The following is a 17,417-nucleotide window of genomic DNA, read 5'->3' on the forward strand; positions in this document are numbered from 1 at the left end:
AAATCTATCATTCTTCAAGAAGTTGGACATATTCAGCCTGGTCAAGCATACAAATAAAACTACGAAGGACAAACATCCGGGAGTGATGACTCATGCTGGATCGTGTCGTACATTTACTTCCGCCGGAGCTTAAGGCGGTACTGGAGCGGCTTCCTGAATCGTCAATGGAACATCTGGAGGAAATTCGTATCCGGGAAGGACGTCCGCTGGAGCTTGGTATTCGCGGACAGTCTCGGTTTGCAGCCTCCGATGGAACGCTCCGTGCGGGCAGCGATGGAGCGTACAAGCCAACTGCCGATATCTGCCGGAAGCTGCTGGAGAAAATAACAAACCATTCGCTTTATGCCATGGAAGAGGAATTAAAGCGAGGATTTATTACCGTTGCAGGAGGGCATCGAATTGGACTGGCTGGCCGGACCATTCTCGATGGCGGGAACGTTCGAGGGATTCGCGATATTGGCGGCTTCAACATTCGGATTGCCCGTGAAGTAGTTGGTTCTGCAAGGAACCTGATTCCCAAGCTGCTGGACAAGAACCGTAAGACCATTCATTCGACACTCATTCTCGCTCCACCTCAGCAAGGGAAAACAACGATTGTCCGCGATATTGCCCGTTCGATCAGCTATGGACATTGGGGAATGTTCGAGAACGCGGCAGGCTGGTCTGGCCGCAAGGTTGCCATCGTGGATGAACGGTCCGAGATTGCTGCTTGTGTTCGGGGAATCCCTACCTTTGATGTTGGACCTAGGACAGATATTATGGATGCTTGCCCGAAGGCAGAAGGTATGATGATGCTGCTTCGCTCCATGTCTCCTGAAGTGGTCATCGTCGATGAGATTGGCCGTCCAGAGGACGCGGAGGCCATTCAAGAAGCAAGTCATGCGGGGATTAGCGTGATTGCCACAGCGCATGCTTATGATCTGCATGATGCAAGAGGAAGACCGGTGTTACGGCAGCTGCTAGATGATGGCACCTTCACTTACGTGGTCGAATTAAAGCGGACGGCAGAAGGGTTTATGCATCGTGTAGTCGCTGCGGATATGAAAGACAAGCTGCCAGCAGCTGCGAGAGAACCAACTGCTGCAGCAAAGGGCGAGCCGGAGAGGGTTGCGCAGGCCTACAGTGGTTTTCAAAGGGGCGATGTCCCTTGATTAAGCTGATAGGAGCTGTTCTCATTCTTTTCGCAGGCACAATGATCGGCTTTCAGCAAGCAGCTAGGCTGGCCGCAAGGCCCCGTCAGCTTCGCCAGCTGGCCCATGCTCTTCAAAGATTGGAGACAGAAATCGGATACGGCCACACACCACTTCCGGAAGCTCTTGAAAGAACAGCCGAAGTAGTAGCAGCTCCATTGGCAGAGTTGTTCCGGAATGCGGCTGAAGGAGTGAAGGGATCCGATGGCTTTACCTTTCGCGAAAGCTGGGAACTGGCGATGAAGAATGGCTGGAGTTCTACCGCGTTACGTCAGACGGAGCTGGCTGTGATGCTGCGGCTTGGTTCAACCCTTGGCATTAGTGACAAGGAGGATCAGCTCAAGCATATCCACCTGGCGCTCCTGCAGCTGAAAGCGGAAGAAGATGCAGCGAGAGATGATCAATCACGCTACGAAAAAATGTGGAAAAGCCTTGGTGTTTTGATCGCCGTGCTCGTCGTGATATTGATGGTTTAGTGGGGTGCCGCACAAATGAATATGGATGTGAGCGCTATTTTCCAAATTGCAGGGATCGGAATCATCATTGGTATGATCCATACGGTTCTTAAGCAAATGGGAAAAGAAGATATGGCGCAATGGGTAACCTTAATCGGCTTTGTTGTAGTCCTATTTATGGTCATACGGTTACTGAACGATTTGTTTCAAGAAATCAAGACGATCTTTCTGTTTCAGTAACGGAAGACGTCTAGAGAAGCCGCAAGTAGGTGAATAAAGTTGGAAATTATTCAGATCGTCGGCCTTGGGCTGATCGCCACAATTCTCATCATAGTCGTTCGGGAGCAGAAACCGTTATTCGCCTTTCTGCTTGCGGCTTTTACCGGCCTTTTTATCTTCATCTTTCTTATCGGTAAAATCGATTCGGTCATCAAAGTACTTGAGGATTTGGCGAACCGCTCAGGCATTCCATCTATCTACTTGAAGACGATTCTGAAAATAATCGGTATCGCCTATATCGCCGAATTCGGAGCCCAGATCGTAAGAGATGCCGGTCAAGACAGCATCGCATCCAGAATCGAATTCGCGGGTAAGGTTCTCATACTCGTCATGGCGGTTCCGATCATTAGCGTCATCGTCGAGACGGTGATCGGGCTGCTGCCGGCGGGGAGTTGAACGGATGAACAAGTTATATGTATATACCACCCGCTTAATCGCCTTTCTGGTCATCGCCTGGCTGGTTAGTATGCTCCTTGTCACGCCGGTTATGGCAGCGGAGAACACACCATCAGAAGGGTCCGGGCAGGGGCAGCAGCAGACCGATCCAGCAATGACTAATCAGCTGACAGAAAGTCAGTTGAAAGGATTAGATACGCAAACGGTAGAGAATTACTGGAGCCAATTGAAAGAAGAATATGGCGGATATTTTCCCGACGAGAAAATGCCCAGTTTCTTCGAAATGCTGAAGCCAGATGGCGAAGGACTCAAGCTCAAAACGGTATTCAAAGGGCTGCTTGGCTATTTCTTTCATGAAGTGCTGTATAACGGCAAACTCCTCGTGACAATCGTCATGCTGACTGTATTCAGCATGGTGCTGGAGACGCTGCAAAACGCCTTTGAACGTAATGCGGTTAGCAAGGTTGCTTATTCGATCACCTACATGGTGCTTATCATTATCGCAGTCAACAGCTTTCATGTCGCCATTGGTTATGCGAAGGATGCAATCGAGACCATGATCCAATTCATGCTCGCGATGATGCCGCTTCTCCTGACACTGCTTGCTGCAATGGGGAATGTGGTCACGGTTTCCATTTTGCATCCGCTGATCATCTTTATGATTCATACGGTTGGGACGGTCATCTATACGATTGTGTTCCCGCTGCTTTTCTTCTCGGCAGTACTTCACATTGTGAGTGCTCTGACAGATAAATTTAAAGTCACACAACTGGCGAATCTGCTTCGGAATATCGGCGTTGCGATCATGGGTGTGCTGGTAACCGTGTTTCTAGGGGTTCTATCCGTTCAGGGGGCAAAAGGAGCGGTAACAGACGGGATTACGATGCGGACTGCGAAGTTCGTAACGGGTAACTTTGTCCCCGTCGTAGGACGGATGTTCTCGGATGCTGCGGATACCGTTATCTCTGCTTCGCTGCTAGCCAAGAATGCGATTGGTCTCGCTGGTGTTATCATCTTGCTCTTCTTATGTGCCTTTCCCGCTGTGAAAATATTGACTCTGGCGCTTATCTACAATGTCTCTGCAGCTGCCATGCAGCCGCTTGGCGATTCTCCCATCGTTGCCTGCCTGCAAACGATAGGCAAAACGATGATTTATGTGTTCGCTGCTCTTGCCGCAGTCAGCCTAATGTTCTTCCTTGCAGTCACTATCGTGCTGACAGCAGGCAACGCTGCTCTTATGGTGCGATGACAGCAAAGCGAATCGAAGGAGGCGAAGAGGTGTGATTGCTTGGCTCAGCGATTGGCTGAGAGATATTATTGCGGTCATCATGCTTGCAACATTCGTGGAGCTGCTGCTGCCGAACAAATCGATGCAGCGTTATGCAAGGCTGGTCATCGGACTTCTCATTCTGCTCACCATCATGTCGCCAATCCTTCGGCTGCTGCAAGGAGATTTTAATGCCAAGCTGAAGGATGGAATATCGAATTGGGATCAGCTAGAGGCACAGCATGAAGTAAAGATGCCAACTCTAAATGACATCCAGAAGAAAGCGGAAGATCTGAATAAGCAGCAAAACAGTGATGCAGCGGCATTGATGGAGCAGACACTGGAGGACTCGATGGTGGATGCCGTAGTGAAGCAGACGGGGCTTTCAGTAGAAGCCGTAGATGTGACGCTGAAATGGGAACAGCACGGCAAGACGATGACACCGTACGTCAACGCTGTGCTCGTCACCTTGCCTACTGACAAGGCAGTGTCGGCTTCATCCGAGGAGTCCAGTGATAAAGTCAAAGAGGTTGCAGCCGTCAGCGTAGATGTAGATGTGGATGTCAATATTGACCGCAGCCAAGATGAAGATCAGCAAGCTGCTGCAGGAACAGGCAAAGAGAAGCCGGATGATGGGTTTGCGATGGTGAATCCATCAGATAGTGAGGAGATAAGGGATGTTCTGGCGGAGGGCTGGGGTGTTAATCCAAGCAGAATTCAGGTGCGGCAGCGGGCAGAGAGCGGCGTCCATTAAAGCGGAAGGAGAGGAAGCAGAGTGGCCAAATGGCTGAGTGGTCTTGAATCGGTAGTGGGCGGCGGTCCAGGCGGCCCGAAGCGGGTAAAATCCTTACGGCTGCTTCTGATCATCGGCTGTATTGGAGCGGCGCTAATGCTGCTCAACTCCTATATCAACTTCAATAAGGTTGATACCGTAACGCAGGGAGCGAACCCTCCTCCCCAGGATACAGGGGCATTTGGGAATACAGACACAACAGATAATTCGCAGTTCGCTGCAATTGAGAGACCTCTTGAGAATCGGCTGAAGGAAATTTTGGAGAAAATCGTTGGTGTCGGCACAGTGGATGTCCTTTTGACAATCGATTCTACCGAGGAGATTGAAATAGCCAGGGAGAGTTCGGAGTCGCAGAGTACTACAGATGAGGATGATCGAAGCGGCGGCAAAAGGCATATCACCGCTATTACCAAGGATGGTAAGGTGGTTATCGTTGAAGTTGCAGGAGATCAGAAGCCGATCGTAACGAAGACGATTAATCCGAGCATTCGCGGTGTGCTAATCGTCGCCAAAGGCGCCGAGAATCAGACCGTGAGACGCCTTATTATAGACGCGGTGGAAAAGGGCGTGAACGTACCTGCCAACCGCATATCAGTAGCCCCAAGCAAGCAATAATAATAAACCATTATTAGGAGGGTGTTCTATGAACACGAAAAGACAAACAATTTGGCTCGTATCAATGCTCAGTTTGATGGTCGTATTATCCGCGTATTACCTGTTTACGCAAGACACCAAATCACCGGATATGCTTTCTGACGGTACACAAACGGAGCAAAAAACAGGAGCAACAGAAGCTTCAGCAAACAATGATCAGATTGTGGTGGATCAAGTGGATCAAGGCGAAACAGCAAATGCCAGCAATGATGGTTTAACTGATGAAGATAAGCAAGTTCTCGAGCAAATTGAAGCTCAAGGCGGCGTAGACAGCAGTGTATTTGCCCAAGTGGAAGAAAAACGCAGCCAGTTAAACAGCGATCAGCAGGATAAACTGTTCTCGGACATCACTGATCTGCAGGACCCTGAAGACTCCAAAGCTGCTATGCAGCAGCTGGAGCAGCTGGAAGAGAAGAACTCGAAATTAACAAGCATCGAGAATGAATTGATGAAGAGCTTCCAGACGGCAATTGTTAACGAAGAAGGCAACGGTTATAAAGTATTGGTCGAAAGTGAAAAGCTGGATAAGACCCAAGCAGCCAACATTATTGATCTCGTTATGAAAACATTAAACGTAGGTGCTGACCAAGTTTCAGTACAATTTATCAAGTAATGTAGAGGAGGCCGGCAGGGATCTTATCCCTGATCGGTCTCTTTTTCTTTTGTATAAAAGTTCCATTATTAATGGCATATTAAAAAATTGATTCGTGTTCCGCCGCGTTTGTGATATAATGTTAGACGTTATGTGACGGATAAATATCCATTAGAAACTGAATAATGCTATTCTATCAGGGTAAAAGCAAACGCATACGAAGCAACAAGGCTTCGGAAACTTTTAAGGAGTGAAAACTATTCATGTTCAAATTGAGCGAGATTAAGGAATTGATCAAACTGGTTGATCAGACTTCCGTTCATGAGCTGGAGATCGAAAACGAAGGAGCACGCTTATTCATTCGCAAGCCTGGCAAAACCGAAGTGGTGAATGTACAAGCAGCCCCAATTACGCATACATATTCGCAGGCGCCTGTATTTGCACCGCAGCCGGCAGCAGAAGCTCCACAAGCAGCTGTACAAGCCAGCACACCTGCAGCAAGTCCTAATATAGACAATCTGCACCAAATTGTTTCGCCAATGGTTGGTACCTTCTACAGCTCTCCGTCTCCTGACGCAGCAGAATTCGTCAAAGCAGGCGACCGTGTAACGGAAAAGAGCGTTGTATGTATTCTCGAAGCGATGAAGCTGATGAACGAGCTGGAAGCAGAAGTTCGCGGTGAGATTGTTGAAGTTCTGGTGTCCAACGGTCAATTGGTGGAATACGGCCAGCCGTTGTTCCTAGTTAAACCGGAATAAGACCAGCTCCGAATTTGGAGAAATTGTTGCCTGAGAGGAGTACGAATGTGAAATTCCAAAAAGTATTAATCGCTAACCGTGGTGAAATCGCGGTACGCATCATTCGCGCTTGTCGCGAGCTCGGTGTTTCGACAGTAGCTGTTTATTCCGAGGCTGACCGTGATTCGCTGCATGTGCGACTTGCAGATGAAGCCTATTGCATCGGTCCTACCGCTTCCAAGGACAGTTATTTAAATTTGACAAACCTGATGAGTGTTGCCACGATTACAGGCTGTGATGCTGTTCATCCGGGTTACGGTTTCTTGGCCGAGAATGCGGATTTCGCAGAGATCTGTGAATCATGCAACATTACCTTCATTGGTCCTTCCCCAGAAGCGATCAGCAAGATGGGTGACAAGGCCGTTGCGAAGCAAACGATGAAGGAAGCGGATGTACCGGTTATTCCGGGCTCCGACGGCCTTATTGAAAATATGGATGACGCAATCCGTATTGCACGCAGCATTGGTTACCCGGTCATTATTAAAGCAACTGCCGGCGGCGGTGGTAAAGGGATTCGTATTGCCGAGGATGAGGATACGCTCATTCAGCAAATTACGACAGCCCAGCAGGAAGCTCAAAAGGCTTTCGGAAATGCCGGTGTGTATTTGGAAAAATATTTGACGGGCATGAAACACGTCGAAATTCAAATTATGGCCGACAAGCACGGCAATGCCGTTCATTTGTTCGAACGTGACTGTTCTGTGCAGCGCCGTCGTCAGAAACTTGTTGAAGAAGCACCTTGCCCGATCCTGTCGCCAACACTTCGTGAGCGTATGGGAAGTGCAGCTGTTCGTGCGGCATTAGCTGTTCAATATTCGGGTGCCGGAACTCTTGAGTTTCTGCTTGGTCCAGACGGCAACTTCTACTTCATGGAGATGAATACTCGTATTCAGGTTGAACATCCGGTTACAGAGATGATAACGAATGTTGACTTGATTAAAGAGATGATCTCCGTTGCAGAAGGCAATCCGTTGTCATTCAAGCAAGAAGATCTTCAAATTAACGGCTGGGCAATTGAATGCCGGATTAATGCGGAAGATTCGGAGCGTAACTTTATGCCGTCTCCAGGTCTAATTCCGTTCTACCTGCCGCCAGGCGGTACGGGCGTTCGGGTAGACAGTGCGGTGTATCCTGGTTACACGATTTCACCGCACTACGATTCGATGATTGCGAAGCTGATTGTGTGGGGAAGAACGAGGGAAGAAGCCATCGCTCGTATGAAGCGTGCGCTTTCCGAATTTGCAATTGATGGTATTAAAACAACCATTCCTTTCCATCAAAAGCTTCTGAATCACCCGATTTTCGTAAAAGGCACGTTTGATATTAAATTCCTGGAAGAATACGACGTGAATCAGCCGGAACAAGCGGAATAGTACAATCTGCACCTGGTTTGTCATATTTCACGTCGAATGTTATAGTATAGAAATAAGATGCGAAGGTAACACTTCGGTTTTTCTAGCCATTACCGGAGCGCGCAACTTTAAGGAGGTGTACAACCATCATGAGTACGATTGCTGCAGATTATGAGAGAACGGACATTGGCACCATTCAAATTGCACCCGAAGTCATTGAAGTGATCGCAGGACTGGCTACTGTAGAAGTGAGTGGAGTAGCGGGAATGAGTGGCGGATTTGCAGGCGGCATTGCCGAACTGCTTGGCCGCAAGAATTTGTCTAAGGGCGTTAAGGTTGAGGTCGGCCAGCGTGAAGCTGCAGTCGATGTGTCGATTATCGTGGAGTACGGCAACCGGATTCCGGAAATCGCCTCGGAAATTCAACGTAATGTAAAACGCTCCATCGAAATGATGACAGGATTGAATGTAATTGAAGTGAACGTACATATTCACGATGTACATTTCAAGACAGAGAGCAAGCCAGAAGAAGAAGACTCAAATTTCCGCGTGAAATAACACACACGCTGATGAATTGAATTAATATAACCCCCTCGTGATGGTTATGCCGCTTCGCGCAAGGGGGTTTTCATTCGCTCTGACGCGGGGAGGCGTTACGTTGATCAGAATTATAGACAAGCTATTCTTGTTTATTTACAGTATAGCCATCGGCATTATCTCCGTCTTTATTGCTTGTATCGGGTTTAATTGGATACAGGAGGACGATTTGAATGATATGGTCAGTGAGCTCTACGGTACGGATTCTCTTCTAATTACTACTGTTGTAGTAGGTTTTATTCTGCTCCTGCTCAGCTTGCGATTCTTCATTGTTTCGCTGAAGCGTTCTTCTTCATCGGCGCCATCTATCGACCAACGCACCGATTTTGGTGATATCCGGATTTCGATAGAGACAATTGAGAATTTAGCGCTTAAGGCTGCAACAAAGCAGCGTGGTGTTAAAGATTTGAAAGCACGCATCCAAGCGTCTGATACTGGCCTTAACATCATTTTACGCGCAGTCGTAGATGGGGAAAGCTCAATTCCAAGTCTTACGGAGGAAATCCAAAAGGCTGTGAAAGAGCATGTTGAGGAGATTGCCGGTATTCCGGTGACGAATGTAGCGGTATTCATCGCTAACGTCATTCAAACCGGGACGAATAAAAGTCGCGTCGAATAAAGGGGAGCATGCCGATGTGGAGGGAGTACTGGGCATCCTATGGGAAACGGACGATCGGCGCTGCCGCAGGTCTGTTTTTCGGATTTGTGTATTTGTTTGCCGGGTTTTGGGACATGCTGTTTTTCATACTGCTCGTCTCGGTCGGTTATTGGTTTGGCAAGCAAAAGGACATGCAAAACGGTTCAATCTTGCCTTGGCAGCGGCTTTGGTCTTGGTTAATGGAAAGGTATCGGCCGTTTAGATAATCCTGTGGTCTCCTCCGTACGCCGGAAGATGGATTGCCTCCAGTTCCGGGCAGGGAGGAGATCATAGGTTTTTTTTCAAATATAAGAGTATATCGGCAGAGAGCTGCCGAGGAGGAAAGCATGAAACGTAGATTAGCACGCGAGATAGCTGTATCAAGCTTATATCAAATGGAAATGAACGATGTAACTGCCATGGAAGCTGTAGATATGCTGATGGAAGAAGCTCGTACCGAGAATGAAATCGAAGCTGAATTTGTAGAAAGTGATCAGACGGATTCTTATGTTCGTGAGCTCGTTAGTGGAGTTGCAGACAATAAGGCAGCGATCGATGAGATGCTGCAGCAATATTTGACTGGCTGGCAGGTAGACCGTCTGTCTCGTGTTGACCGTCAAGTTCTTCGTTTGGCTTGTTTTGAAATTGTGTATAACAATGATGTACCACCTAAAGCGGCAATTAACGAAGCGATTGAGCTGGCCAAGCATTTTGGTACAGAAGAATCCGGCAAATTCGTTAACGGCGTGTTGGGCAAGCTGTTCAAAGAACATGTAGGCGAACAGGCAAATTCAGAATCGACAAATTAGATAAACGGCCTTTTTTGGCCGTGTACATAGGGGAGAGATGATGATGAGCGCACAAATTATTGCAGGGAAACAGATTTCTGATATGATTCGGGAAGAAATTCAGAAAGAGGCAGCTGATCTTAGAGAGAAAGGCATCGTTCCTGGTCTGGCTGTCGTTCTCGTAGGCGAAGATCCAGCATCCAAGGTCTATGTAGGCTCGAAAGAAAAAGCATGCCAACAACTTGGCTTCCATTCCGAGGTTCATCGTTTGGAGGAGTCGACTTCGGAAGAGCAATTGCTTGCGCTTATTGATCAATTGAATAACGATGACAAAATCAACGGTATTCTCGTACAGCTTCCATTGCCTAAACATATTAATGAAAAAGCAGTGATCGACGCTATTCATGTTGACAAAGATGTTGATGGTTTCCATCCGGAAAGCGTAGGCAACCTTGTTATTGGAGACGACAGTCTGCTTCCTTGTACACCTGCCGGCGTTATTGAATTGATCAAACGGAGCAGTGGTGACATCGCGGGCAAACATGCCGTTGTCATTGGCCGCAGTAACATTGTAGGCAAGCCGGTTGCTATGCTTCTTCTTCGTGAGAATGCAACGGTAACGATCTGTCACTCTCGTACAGCGAATATGGAAGAGCTTGCAAAGCAAGCCGACATTCTAGTTGTAGCGATTGGTAAAGCCAAAGCAATTGACAGCAAATATGTGAAACCAGGTGCAGTTGTCATTGATGTGGGCATTAATCGTCTGCCAGACGGCAAACTCGCCGGCGACGTGGATTATGAAGATTGTCTGGAAACAGCAGGCTTTATTACTCCTGTTCCGGGCGGCGTAGGACCGATGACTATTACAATGCTCATGAACAATACGATTACAGCTGCGAAACGAGCACACAAAGTCGGGGAGTGATGATGTCTTATGGCAGATCAACCTCGTATTTATTCGATAAAAGAAATTAACCGTTACATTAAAATGAAACTGGAATCCGATAACCTGCTTGGCGATGTATGGCTAAGAGGGGAAATATCCAATTTCACGCATCATTCCAGTGGTCATATGTACTTTACGTTGAAAGATAAAGATAGCCGACTCAAATGCATCATGTTCGCATCGCATAATCAGCGGCTTCCTTTTATTCCGCGAGAGGGTACGAAAGTAATGGCACGTGGCAATGTATCGGTCTATGAACGTGACGGCAATTATCAATTTTATGTAACTGCAATGCAGCCGGACGGAATTGGAAGCCTGTATCTAGCCTATGAACAGCTGAAGACGAAGCTGGAAACGGAAGGGTTGTTTGCCGAATCGCGCAAACGGCCCATTCCGCGTTTTCCTAAAGGTATTGGAGTTATTACATCCCCTACTGGCGCAGCGGTTCGGGATATCATCATAACCTTGCAGCGCAGACATCCATCGGTTCCCATCTATGTGTTCCCGGTGCTGGTCCAAGGGACGCAAGCAGCACCTTCGATTGTGAAAGCAATCGAATCGATGAACCGTTTTGGCGAAGTCGACGTATTAATTGTAGGCAGGGGCGGCGGGTCTCTCGAAGAGCTTTGGGCATTTAATGAAGAGCTTGTCGCTAGAAGCATCGCTTCATCACAAATTCCGGTCATTAGTGCGGTTGGGCATGAGACGGATTTTACAATTGCTGATTTTGTTGCTGATCTTCGGGCAGCAACGCCAACGGCCGCTGCTGAGCTTGCTGTTCCGCATGTTGCGGAGCTGCAGCAGCAGCTAGTTAGACAACGGCAGCGATTAGAACAATCGCTGCGAATGATGGTACAAGGGAGGAAGGAACGGCTGGAACGAGTTAGGCGGTCGCCGTTCTTCATACATCCCCGCAGATATTTACTTGATCAGGCTCAGCGGCTGGATCGACTCCAGGAACGGCTGCAGCAGAGAACAGTACGGTTAGCAGAACGTGGGAAAGCAAGGCTTGATCGGCTGCATAGTCAATTATCCGGACATCATCCAGGGGAACAAGCGGCCTTCGCAGCTAAGCGGCTTCAAGGTGACGTCAAGCGGTTGGAGCAAGCTATGCAATCATCGCTGAAAGAACGGCGGCTGCAGCTGCATAGTGCGATTCGCCAACTTGATGCTCTAAGTCCTCTGAAGGTAATGGCCAGAGGCTACAGCCTAGTCTATGACGAGCAAGAAAAGCGATTGATTAAATCTATTGCTGATGTTCAGCCAGGTGATCTTGTGAAAGTGAAGGTAGCCGACGGACAGCTTGATTGTCACGTCTGGTCGATGAAAGGAGAAGATGGCGTTGAAAGCAGCAGCGAATAATGAAATAAGCTTTGAAGAAGCCATGGAACAGCTCGAGAAAATCGTTGAGCGGCTTGAAAGCGGAGATGTTCCGCTGGAAACGGCAATCGAATTGTTCCAAGAGGGTATGAAGCTCTCGCAGCTTTGCGGGGGCAAGCTGGAGCAGGTTGAACGCAAGATCGAATTGCTTATTGAGACAGAGCAAGGTTTTCAAAAGAAGGCATTCGCTCCAATGAACGAGGAAAAAGGGGAATAACGTTGATTACAGATATCAAGTCTTACTTGCATGAATGTGCTGCGCTTATTGAAAAGTCACTTCCCGAAGCTCTGCCTGCCGACTGGAATATCCCGCAGCAGCTCAGAGAGTCGATGCTGTATTCCCTGCAGGCTGGCGGTAAACGTTTAAGGCCTGCTCTTGTACTGGCTGCTGCTGAGGCGATCAAAGGTCAATCTGATGCGGTACAACATGCGCTTCCAGTTGCATGCGCGATTGAATATATCCATACTTACTCACTTATTCATGACGATCTTCCTGCCATGGATAATGATGATTACCGCCGCGGGAAGCTGACCAATCACAAGGTATTTGGAGAAGCAATGGCTATTCTTGCAGGCGATGCCTTATTGACGCATGCTTTTCACCTTATTCCAAAGGCGGCTCGTCTTGGTGGGGTAAGCGCTGATGTAGCACTTGATATCGTCGAGGATCTCGCAATGCTCGCAGGGGCTAGAGGCATGGTTGGTGGTCAAGCAGCTGACATGCAAGGGGAACAAGGAACGACCTCGATTGAAGAACTTGAATATATTCATCTTCATAAAACGAGCGATTTGATTGTTTTCTCGGTTACTGCCGGTGGCCGAATTGGTGGTGCAACAGCAGAACAGCTGGAAGCGCTGCGTCTGTACGGACGTAACATCGGCCTTGCTTTCCAGATTCAAGACGATATTCTTGATCTGATTGGTGACGAGAAAAAGCTCGGCAAAAAAACGAACAGCGATGTTGAGCAGCAAAAGGTAACCTACCCGTACCTGCTTGGGATTGAGGAAAGTAAAGCACAAGTCAAACGTTTAACCCGTGAAGCGAAGGCAGTGATCCTTGAAGCTCAAATCGCCGCACCGGATAAATTGCTCTTAATTGCCGATTATCTTGTCCAACGTGACTACTAAGTTAGGATTGTGTAAATGGGTACATTGGGAAAATATCGGAGCTTATGCTATAATGATTGAAATATTTTGACGTTTATTGTGGAATAAGATGTGATCTGATGTCGTATTCCAGAAAGCGAGGAAGTAACGTGCTGCTTGATCAAATTAACGGACCTCAAGATCTGAAAGATTTTTCATTGGAAGAGCTGGAGCAGTTATCTGAAGAAATTCGCCAGTTCCTCATTGAGAAGCTTTCCGTTACAGGTGGTCATCTCGCACCGAATCTTGGAGTTGTGGAGCTGACACTGGTCCTCCATTATCTTTTTGACAGTCCGAAGGATAAGTTTCTTTTTGACGTAGGTCATCAATCGTATGTTCATAAGATTCTGACCGGACGTAAAGACCGGTTTGATACATTACGTGAATATAAAGGTCTATGCGGTTTTGTTAAACGTGCGGAAAGTGAGCATGATGTTTGGGAAGCCGGACATAGCAGTACTTCACTTTCAGGAGCTATGGGTATGGCGTTGGCTCGTGATTTGAAAGGTGAAGACAACCGAGTTGTTGCCATTATTGGCGATGGTGCATTAACGGGCGGAATGGCACTTGAAGCACTCAACCATATTGGCGACGAGAAGAAAAACCTCATTGTTGTTCTGAATGATAATGAGATGTCTATTGCTCCAAACGTAGGTGCGATGCACCATTATTTGAGCAAAATCCGTACAGACCGCCATTATCAGAAAGCGAAGGATGAACTTCAGCATTTCCTGAATAAAATCCCGGCAATCGGCGGTAAACTGGCTAAGACGGCAGAGCGTTTCAAAGACAGCTTGAAATATTTGCTGGTCAGCGGTATTTTGTTTGAGCAATTTGGCTTCACTTACCTTGGACCTGTTGATGGTCATGATATGGAACAGATGCTGGATCTGTTCAAGCAGGCGGACTCCATCCCAGGACCTGTACTGGTACATGTCATTACCGTTAAAGGCAAAGGGTACTCGCCTGCAGAAGCTGATTCCTTCAAGTGGCATGGCATCACGCCATACAAAATTGAATCAGGTCAAGTGATGAAGGCAGTAGGCCCGCCAATGTATACTGATGTATTTGGTAATACGCTGATTGAAATGGCTGAGAAGGACAACCGGATTGTTGCAGTTACTCCGGCAATGCCAGGTGGATCTGGGCTTCTCAAATTTGCAGAGCGATTCCCTGACCGGATGATTGACGTTGGTATCGCTGAGCAGCATGCGGCAACAATGTCTGCAGCGCTTGCAATGGAAGGTATGAAGCCTGTCTATGCAGTGTATTCAACTTTCCTTCAACGTGCTTACGACCAAGTAGTGCATGATATTTGCCGGCAAAATGCAAATGTAGTATTTGCAATTGACCGAGCGGGCTTTGTTGGGCCTGATGGCGAGACTCATCAAGGTGTATATGATATTGCTTTCTTGCGTCACATACCGAATCTTGTCATTATGATGCCTAAGGACGAAAATGAGCTTCGCCGTATGATGAAGACGGCAATTGATTATAATGAAGGACCTATTGCGGTTCGTTATCCGCGTATCAGTGGTCTTGGTGTCAAAATGGATGAAGAACTTCTACCGCTGCCAATTGGTAAGTGGGAGACGGTTAGAGAAGGCGATTCCGCCGTGATCCTGGCAATTGGACCAATGCTTCAGGTTGCAGAAGAAGCTGCAGAGCTTCTAAAGAGAGATGGCCTCAATGTACAAATCGTGAATGCCAGATTCATTAAACCGCTTGATGAGGAAATGCTGCTCTCGTTCGCTTCGGAAGGCAAGCATATTCTTGTTATTGAAGAAAGTTCGGAGCTGGGCGGCTTTGGCAGCGCAGTACTGGAATTCTACTCCCTGCGGGGGATTTATGGCATGCCGGTTCGTATTATGGGTGTTCCAGATCTATTCGTGGAGCATGGTTCCATCAAGGAACAGCGTGTGGAAGTTGGCTTAACTGGAGAGCGAGCAGCGATGGAGCTTAAGAGCATGCTGCCAAGCCGCCAGAAGCGTGCAACAGGGCAGTAACGAAGGAGAACCATGACAACGACACCGAAGGAAAGAATAGATGTATTGCTTGTGGAACGTGGGTTCTATGAGAGCAGAGAGAAGGCTAAAGCAGCTGTTATGGCTGGTTTGGTGCTTGTGAATAACGAGCCTGTTGATAAAGGTGGCATGAAGATTCCGCGGGAAGCCGAGATCAAGGTCAAAGGAGCAGTTCACCCCTATGTTAGCAGAGGTGGACTTAAGCTTGAGAAAGCTATTCGCTCTTTTGAGATTGATTTGACGGACAGAGTTATGCTCGATATTGGGGCTTCTACTGGCGGTTTTACAGATTGTGCCTTGCAGAACGGCGCCTCATTTGTATATGCGATTGATGTTGGCTACAACCAACTGGATTGGTCGCTTCGGCAAGATGAGCGCGTTCGTGTCATGGAGCGAACTAATTTCCGTTATACACAGCCGTCTGATTTGGAAGGACCGCCTCCGACCTTTGCTACAATTGATGTATCCTTTATTTCACTCAAGCTTATTTTACCGGCACTTAGTGGTCTGTTGAGTGTTGGTTCGGGTATTGTAGCACTAATAAAGCCGCAATTCGAAGCAGGGCGGGAGAAGGTTGGGAAATCTGGTGTTGTTCGTGAACCAAGTGTTCATCAAGAAGTTCTCGTAAAGGTTCTCCATACTGCTGCTGAACTAGGTTATAAGCTGCAGGACCTGACCTTCTCGCCAATCACTGGCGGTGAAGGTAATATTGAGTTTCTTGCCTATTGGACATGGGAGAACGAACCTAGTGACCACCTGCCTGACGAGCAAGCGATTACAGCTGTTGTCCGTCAGGCAGGTGAGACCTTTACTGTTCATAAAAAACATTAACCGTTGCAGAACTATGCTGATTCGTGAAATTAACTGCACTCGACGATCAAGTCTGCGCAGGTGTGAAACATTTCCAAGGGAATGCTACGACCGCTATTTAAGCGGCCAGCGTTCCCTTTTGTTTTCCCTCTTTACAAACATGTGTTCGTTTTGCTAAACTAAAAGCAACCAAACATGCGTTCGTCCAATTGTTCAGATATAAGAAAGTATATGTTTTCTCTATACTGTGCTTATATTCCAACGCGAAACGTATGCCCCACTCATAATGATGGTGTAGCCGTTTACGCTCGAGAGAGGAAAATGCTCCCTTCATCACGAACCAATTTAAGAAAGGTTTTAATGAGATGGAGGGTTGCGTATGGGAATGTACGGTGACTGGTTTATTATGCTGGTCGCTGGCGCATTTTTGTTGTTCTGGTTATACCGAGGCGCCTATCGATGGCTGCATCAGCCTATAAGCGTGAATCGTTTAACATTGGGTAAGGGCGGCGAGCTTACAGAAGACGATGAGAACATCATATTCCTGGAACGTTCGGGCTATGAGGTTATATCTGGAAAGCATCGGGTTCCGATCAGAATAGACTTGGACGGACAATCACTTAACAGCCGACTATATATTGATTATATTGCTGAGCAAGATGGCAAAATGTATATAGTGAAAACTGCACGCGAACGAATGCCAATGGATTGGACAGGCAGTGGTGTAAGAGACCGGTTGCTTGTTTATTCGCTTCTGCTGCCGGAATGTACCGGAGTCTTATTCGTTGATGCGAAAGAGCAGATCATTCGGCAAATTATTTTTAATATAAGCGACTAGCATGTTTTGGGAGGAACGTTATGAAAGGCATTAGACAGTACAAGATCAAAGAAATTATCACAAAGCATACGATTGAGACGCAGGAGGAACTGGTGGACGCCCTTCGGGAGGCTGGCTTACAGGTTACTCAAGCGACTGTATCTAGAGATATGAAAGAACTGATGCTCATTAAAGTGCCCGCGGAAGATGGTCGTTATAAGTACTCTCTGCCACAGGAGCAACAGCGTCAGAATCCAGTTAATAAGTTGAAACGTGCACTGATTGACCATTTCACCCATATTGATTACACAGAGAATCTTGTGGTAATGAAATGTTTACCTGGTACAGCCAATACGATTTGCGCGTTAATTGATAATATGGAATGGCCGGAAGTAATGGGGACCATATGCGGTGATGATACGATCCTTATTATTTGCCGGACCAAAGATAAGAGCAGCGAGCTTGTTGAGAAGCTGCTCGAATTACTGAACTAAACAT

At 47.4% G+C, this 17,417-nt stretch carries 22 protein-coding genes; all 22 read left to right on the forward strand.

Annotated features, from left to right (window positions below):
* Window positions 1–92: 92 nt before the first annotated feature.
* The 22 genes from spoIIIAA (at window position 93) to ahrC (ending at window position 17,413) form a co-directional block, all read left to right on the forward strand.
* A complete protein-coding gene (spoIIIAA, locus tag AC0YNT_RS05100; protein ID WP_475803614.1) occupies window positions 93–1,151 on the forward strand; it encodes a stage III sporulation protein AA in 1,059 nt (352 codons plus the stop codon).
* Window positions 1,148–1,666, forward strand: a complete 519-nt coding sequence (gene spoIIIAB, locus AC0YNT_RS05105; RefSeq protein WP_167272655.1) for a stage III sporulation protein SpoIIIAB — start codon at window positions 1,148–1,150, stop codon at window positions 1,664–1,666. The genes spoIIIAA and spoIIIAB overlap by 4 nt, the downstream gene beginning before the upstream one ends.
* A gap of 15 nt (window positions 1,667–1,681) precedes the next feature.
* Window positions 1,682–1,885, forward strand: a complete 204-nt coding sequence (spoIIIAC, locus tag AC0YNT_RS05110) for a stage III sporulation protein AC (protein ID WP_015843896.1) — start codon at window positions 1,682–1,684, stop codon at window positions 1,883–1,885.
* Between the two features lie 39 nt (window positions 1,886–1,924).
* Window positions 1,925–2,320 (forward strand): stage III sporulation protein AD, encoded by a 396-nt coding sequence (gene spoIIIAD / locus AC0YNT_RS05115; RefSeq protein ID WP_167272658.1) that lies wholly within the window; start codon window positions 1,925–1,927, stop codon window positions 2,318–2,320.
* Window positions 2,321–2,324: 4 nt separating this feature from the next.
* Entirely contained in the window at window positions 2,325–3,569 is a 1,245-nt protein-coding gene (spoIIIAE, locus tag AC0YNT_RS05120) for a stage III sporulation protein AE (RefSeq protein ID WP_475803615.1), read from the forward strand.
* 31 nt (window positions 3,570–3,600) lie between these two features.
* Window positions 3,601–4,341 (forward strand): stage III sporulation protein AF, encoded by a 741-nt coding sequence (gene spoIIIAF / locus AC0YNT_RS05125; RefSeq protein WP_475803616.1) that lies wholly within the window; start codon window positions 3,601–3,603, stop codon window positions 4,339–4,341.
* 21 nt (window positions 4,342–4,362) lie between these two features.
* A complete protein-coding gene (gene spoIIIAG, locus AC0YNT_RS05130; protein ID WP_475803617.1) occupies window positions 4,363–4,995 on the forward strand; it encodes a stage III sporulation protein AG in 633 nt (210 codons plus the stop codon).
* A 28-nt stretch (window positions 4,996–5,023) separates the two neighbouring features.
* Window positions 5,024–5,647, forward strand: coding sequence for a SpoIIIAH-like family protein (locus AC0YNT_RS05135; RefSeq protein ID WP_475803618.1), 624 nt, complete (start codon window positions 5,024–5,026; stop codon window positions 5,645–5,647).
* Window positions 5,648–5,889: 242 nt separating this feature from the next.
* Window positions 5,890–6,384, forward strand: a complete 495-nt coding sequence (accB, locus tag AC0YNT_RS05140; protein ID WP_475803619.1) for an acetyl-CoA carboxylase biotin carboxyl carrier protein — start codon at window positions 5,890–5,892, stop codon at window positions 6,382–6,384.
* A gap of 47 nt (window positions 6,385–6,431) precedes the next feature.
* The gene (gene accC / locus AC0YNT_RS05145) at window positions 6,432–7,796 is read left to right on the forward strand and encodes an acetyl-CoA carboxylase biotin carboxylase subunit (RefSeq protein WP_475803620.1); all 1,365 of its coding nucleotides are present in this window, start codon (window positions 6,432–6,434) and stop codon (window positions 7,794–7,796) included.
* Between the two features lie 128 nt (window positions 7,797–7,924).
* Window positions 7,925–8,332, forward strand: coding sequence for an Asp23/Gls24 family envelope stress response protein (locus AC0YNT_RS05150; protein ID WP_167272680.1), 408 nt, complete (start codon window positions 7,925–7,927; stop codon window positions 8,330–8,332).
* A 100-nt stretch (window positions 8,333–8,432) separates the two neighbouring features.
* Window positions 8,433–8,990 carry an alkaline shock response membrane anchor protein AmaP gene (gene amaP, locus AC0YNT_RS05155; protein ID WP_475803621.1) on the forward strand — a complete coding sequence of 186 codons (558 nt, stop codon included), beginning with the start codon at window positions 8,433–8,435 and terminating at the stop codon, window positions 8,988–8,990.
* A gap of 14 nt (window positions 8,991–9,004) precedes the next feature.
* Entirely contained in the window at window positions 9,005–9,235 is a 231-nt protein-coding gene (locus AC0YNT_RS05160) for a DUF2273 domain-containing protein (RefSeq protein WP_475803622.1), read from the forward strand.
* A 120-nt stretch (window positions 9,236–9,355) separates the two neighbouring features.
* Window positions 9,356–9,817, forward strand: a complete 462-nt coding sequence (gene nusB, locus AC0YNT_RS05165; protein WP_167272694.1) for a transcription antitermination factor NusB — start codon at window positions 9,356–9,358, stop codon at window positions 9,815–9,817.
* A 43-nt stretch (window positions 9,818–9,860) separates the two neighbouring features.
* The gene (gene folD / locus AC0YNT_RS05170) at window positions 9,861–10,721 is read left to right on the forward strand and encodes a bifunctional methylenetetrahydrofolate dehydrogenase/methenyltetrahydrofolate cyclohydrolase FolD (protein WP_167272698.1); all 861 of its coding nucleotides are present in this window, start codon (window positions 9,861–9,863) and stop codon (window positions 10,719–10,721) included.
* Between the two features lie 9 nt (window positions 10,722–10,730).
* A complete protein-coding gene (gene xseA, locus AC0YNT_RS05175; RefSeq protein ID WP_167272701.1) occupies window positions 10,731–12,104 on the forward strand; it encodes an exodeoxyribonuclease VII large subunit in 1,374 nt (457 codons plus the stop codon).
* On the forward strand, window positions 12,079–12,339 hold the full coding sequence (gene xseB / locus AC0YNT_RS05180; RefSeq protein ID WP_441890169.1) for an exodeoxyribonuclease VII small subunit: 261 nt from the start codon (window positions 12,079–12,081) through the stop codon (window positions 12,337–12,339). The genes xseA and xseB overlap by 26 nt, the downstream gene beginning before the upstream one ends.
* 2 nt (window positions 12,340–12,341) lie before the next feature.
* Window positions 12,342–13,250, forward strand: coding sequence for a polyprenyl synthetase family protein (locus tag AC0YNT_RS05185; RefSeq protein ID WP_475803623.1), 909 nt, complete (start codon window positions 12,342–12,344; stop codon window positions 13,248–13,250).
* 98 nt (window positions 13,251–13,348) lie between these two features.
* Window positions 13,349–15,274 carry a 1-deoxy-D-xylulose-5-phosphate synthase gene (dxs, locus tag AC0YNT_RS05190; protein ID WP_475803624.1) on the forward strand — a complete coding sequence of 642 codons (1,926 nt, stop codon included), beginning with the start codon at window positions 13,349–13,351 and terminating at the stop codon, window positions 15,272–15,274.
* Window positions 15,275–15,286: 12 nt separating this feature from the next.
* Window positions 15,287–16,123, forward strand: a complete 837-nt coding sequence (locus AC0YNT_RS05195; protein WP_475803625.1) for a TlyA family RNA methyltransferase — start codon at window positions 15,287–15,289, stop codon at window positions 16,121–16,123.
* A gap of 358 nt (window positions 16,124–16,481) precedes the next feature.
* Complete coding sequence (locus AC0YNT_RS05200; protein ID WP_475803626.1) at window positions 16,482–16,940, forward strand: hypothetical protein; 459 nt, start codon at window positions 16,482–16,484, stop codon at window positions 16,938–16,940.
* A 20-nt stretch (window positions 16,941–16,960) separates the two neighbouring features.
* Window positions 16,961–17,413 (forward strand): transcriptional regulator AhrC/ArgR, encoded by a 453-nt coding sequence (ahrC, locus tag AC0YNT_RS05205; protein WP_167272723.1) that lies wholly within the window; start codon window positions 16,961–16,963, stop codon window positions 17,411–17,413.
* Window positions 17,414–17,417: the final 4 nt, after the last annotated feature.

The organism is Paenibacillus sp. J22R56, from assembly GCF_056269375.1.

Bases quoted from the DNA above. Each gene is read 5' to 3' on its own strand.
- spoIIIAA (WP_475803614.1), top strand. From the start codon at position 93: ATGCTGGATCGTGTCGTACATTTACTTCCGCCGGAGCTTAAGGCGGTA.
- spoIIIAC (WP_015843896.1), top strand. From the start codon at position 1,682: ATGAATATGGATGTGAGCGCTATTTTCCAAATTGCAGGGATCGGAATC.
- spoIIIAE (WP_475803615.1), top strand. From the start codon at position 2,325: ATGAACAAGTTATATGTATATACCACCCGCTTAATCGCCTTTCTGGTC.
- AC0YNT_RS05135 (WP_475803618.1), top strand. From the start codon at position 5,024: ATGAACACGAAAAGACAAACAATTTGGCTCGTATCAATGCTCAGTTTG.
- accB (WP_475803619.1), top strand. From the start codon at position 5,890: ATGTTCAAATTGAGCGAGATTAAGGAATTGATCAAACTGGTTGATCAG.
- AC0YNT_RS05150 (WP_167272680.1), top strand. From the start codon at position 7,925: ATGAGTACGATTGCTGCAGATTATGAGAGAACGGACATTGGCACCATT.
- AC0YNT_RS05160 (WP_475803622.1), top strand. From the start codon at position 9,005: ATGTGGAGGGAGTACTGGGCATCCTATGGGAAACGGACGATCGGCGCT.
- nusB (WP_167272694.1), top strand. From the start codon at position 9,356: ATGAAACGTAGATTAGCACGCGAGATAGCTGTATCAAGCTTATATCAA.
- folD (WP_167272698.1), top strand. From the start codon at position 9,861: ATGAGCGCACAAATTATTGCAGGGAAACAGATTTCTGATATGATTCGG.
- xseA (WP_167272701.1), top strand. From the start codon at position 10,731: ATGGCAGATCAACCTCGTATTTATTCGATAAAAGAAATTAACCGTTAC.
- xseB (WP_441890169.1), top strand. From the start codon at position 12,079: ATGGCGTTGAAAGCAGCAGCGAATAATGAAATAAGCTTTGAAGAAGCC.
- dxs (WP_475803624.1), top strand. From the start codon at position 13,349: ATGTCGTATTCCAGAAAGCGAGGAAGTAACGTGCTGCTTGATCAAATT.
- AC0YNT_RS05195 (WP_475803625.1), top strand. From the start codon at position 15,287: ATGACAACGACACCGAAGGAAAGAATAGATGTATTGCTTGTGGAACGT.
- AC0YNT_RS05200 (WP_475803626.1), top strand. From the start codon at position 16,482: ATGGGAATGTACGGTGACTGGTTTATTATGCTGGTCGCTGGCGCATTT.
- ahrC (WP_167272723.1), top strand. From the start codon at position 16,961: ATGAAAGGCATTAGACAGTACAAGATCAAAGAAATTATCACAAAGCAT.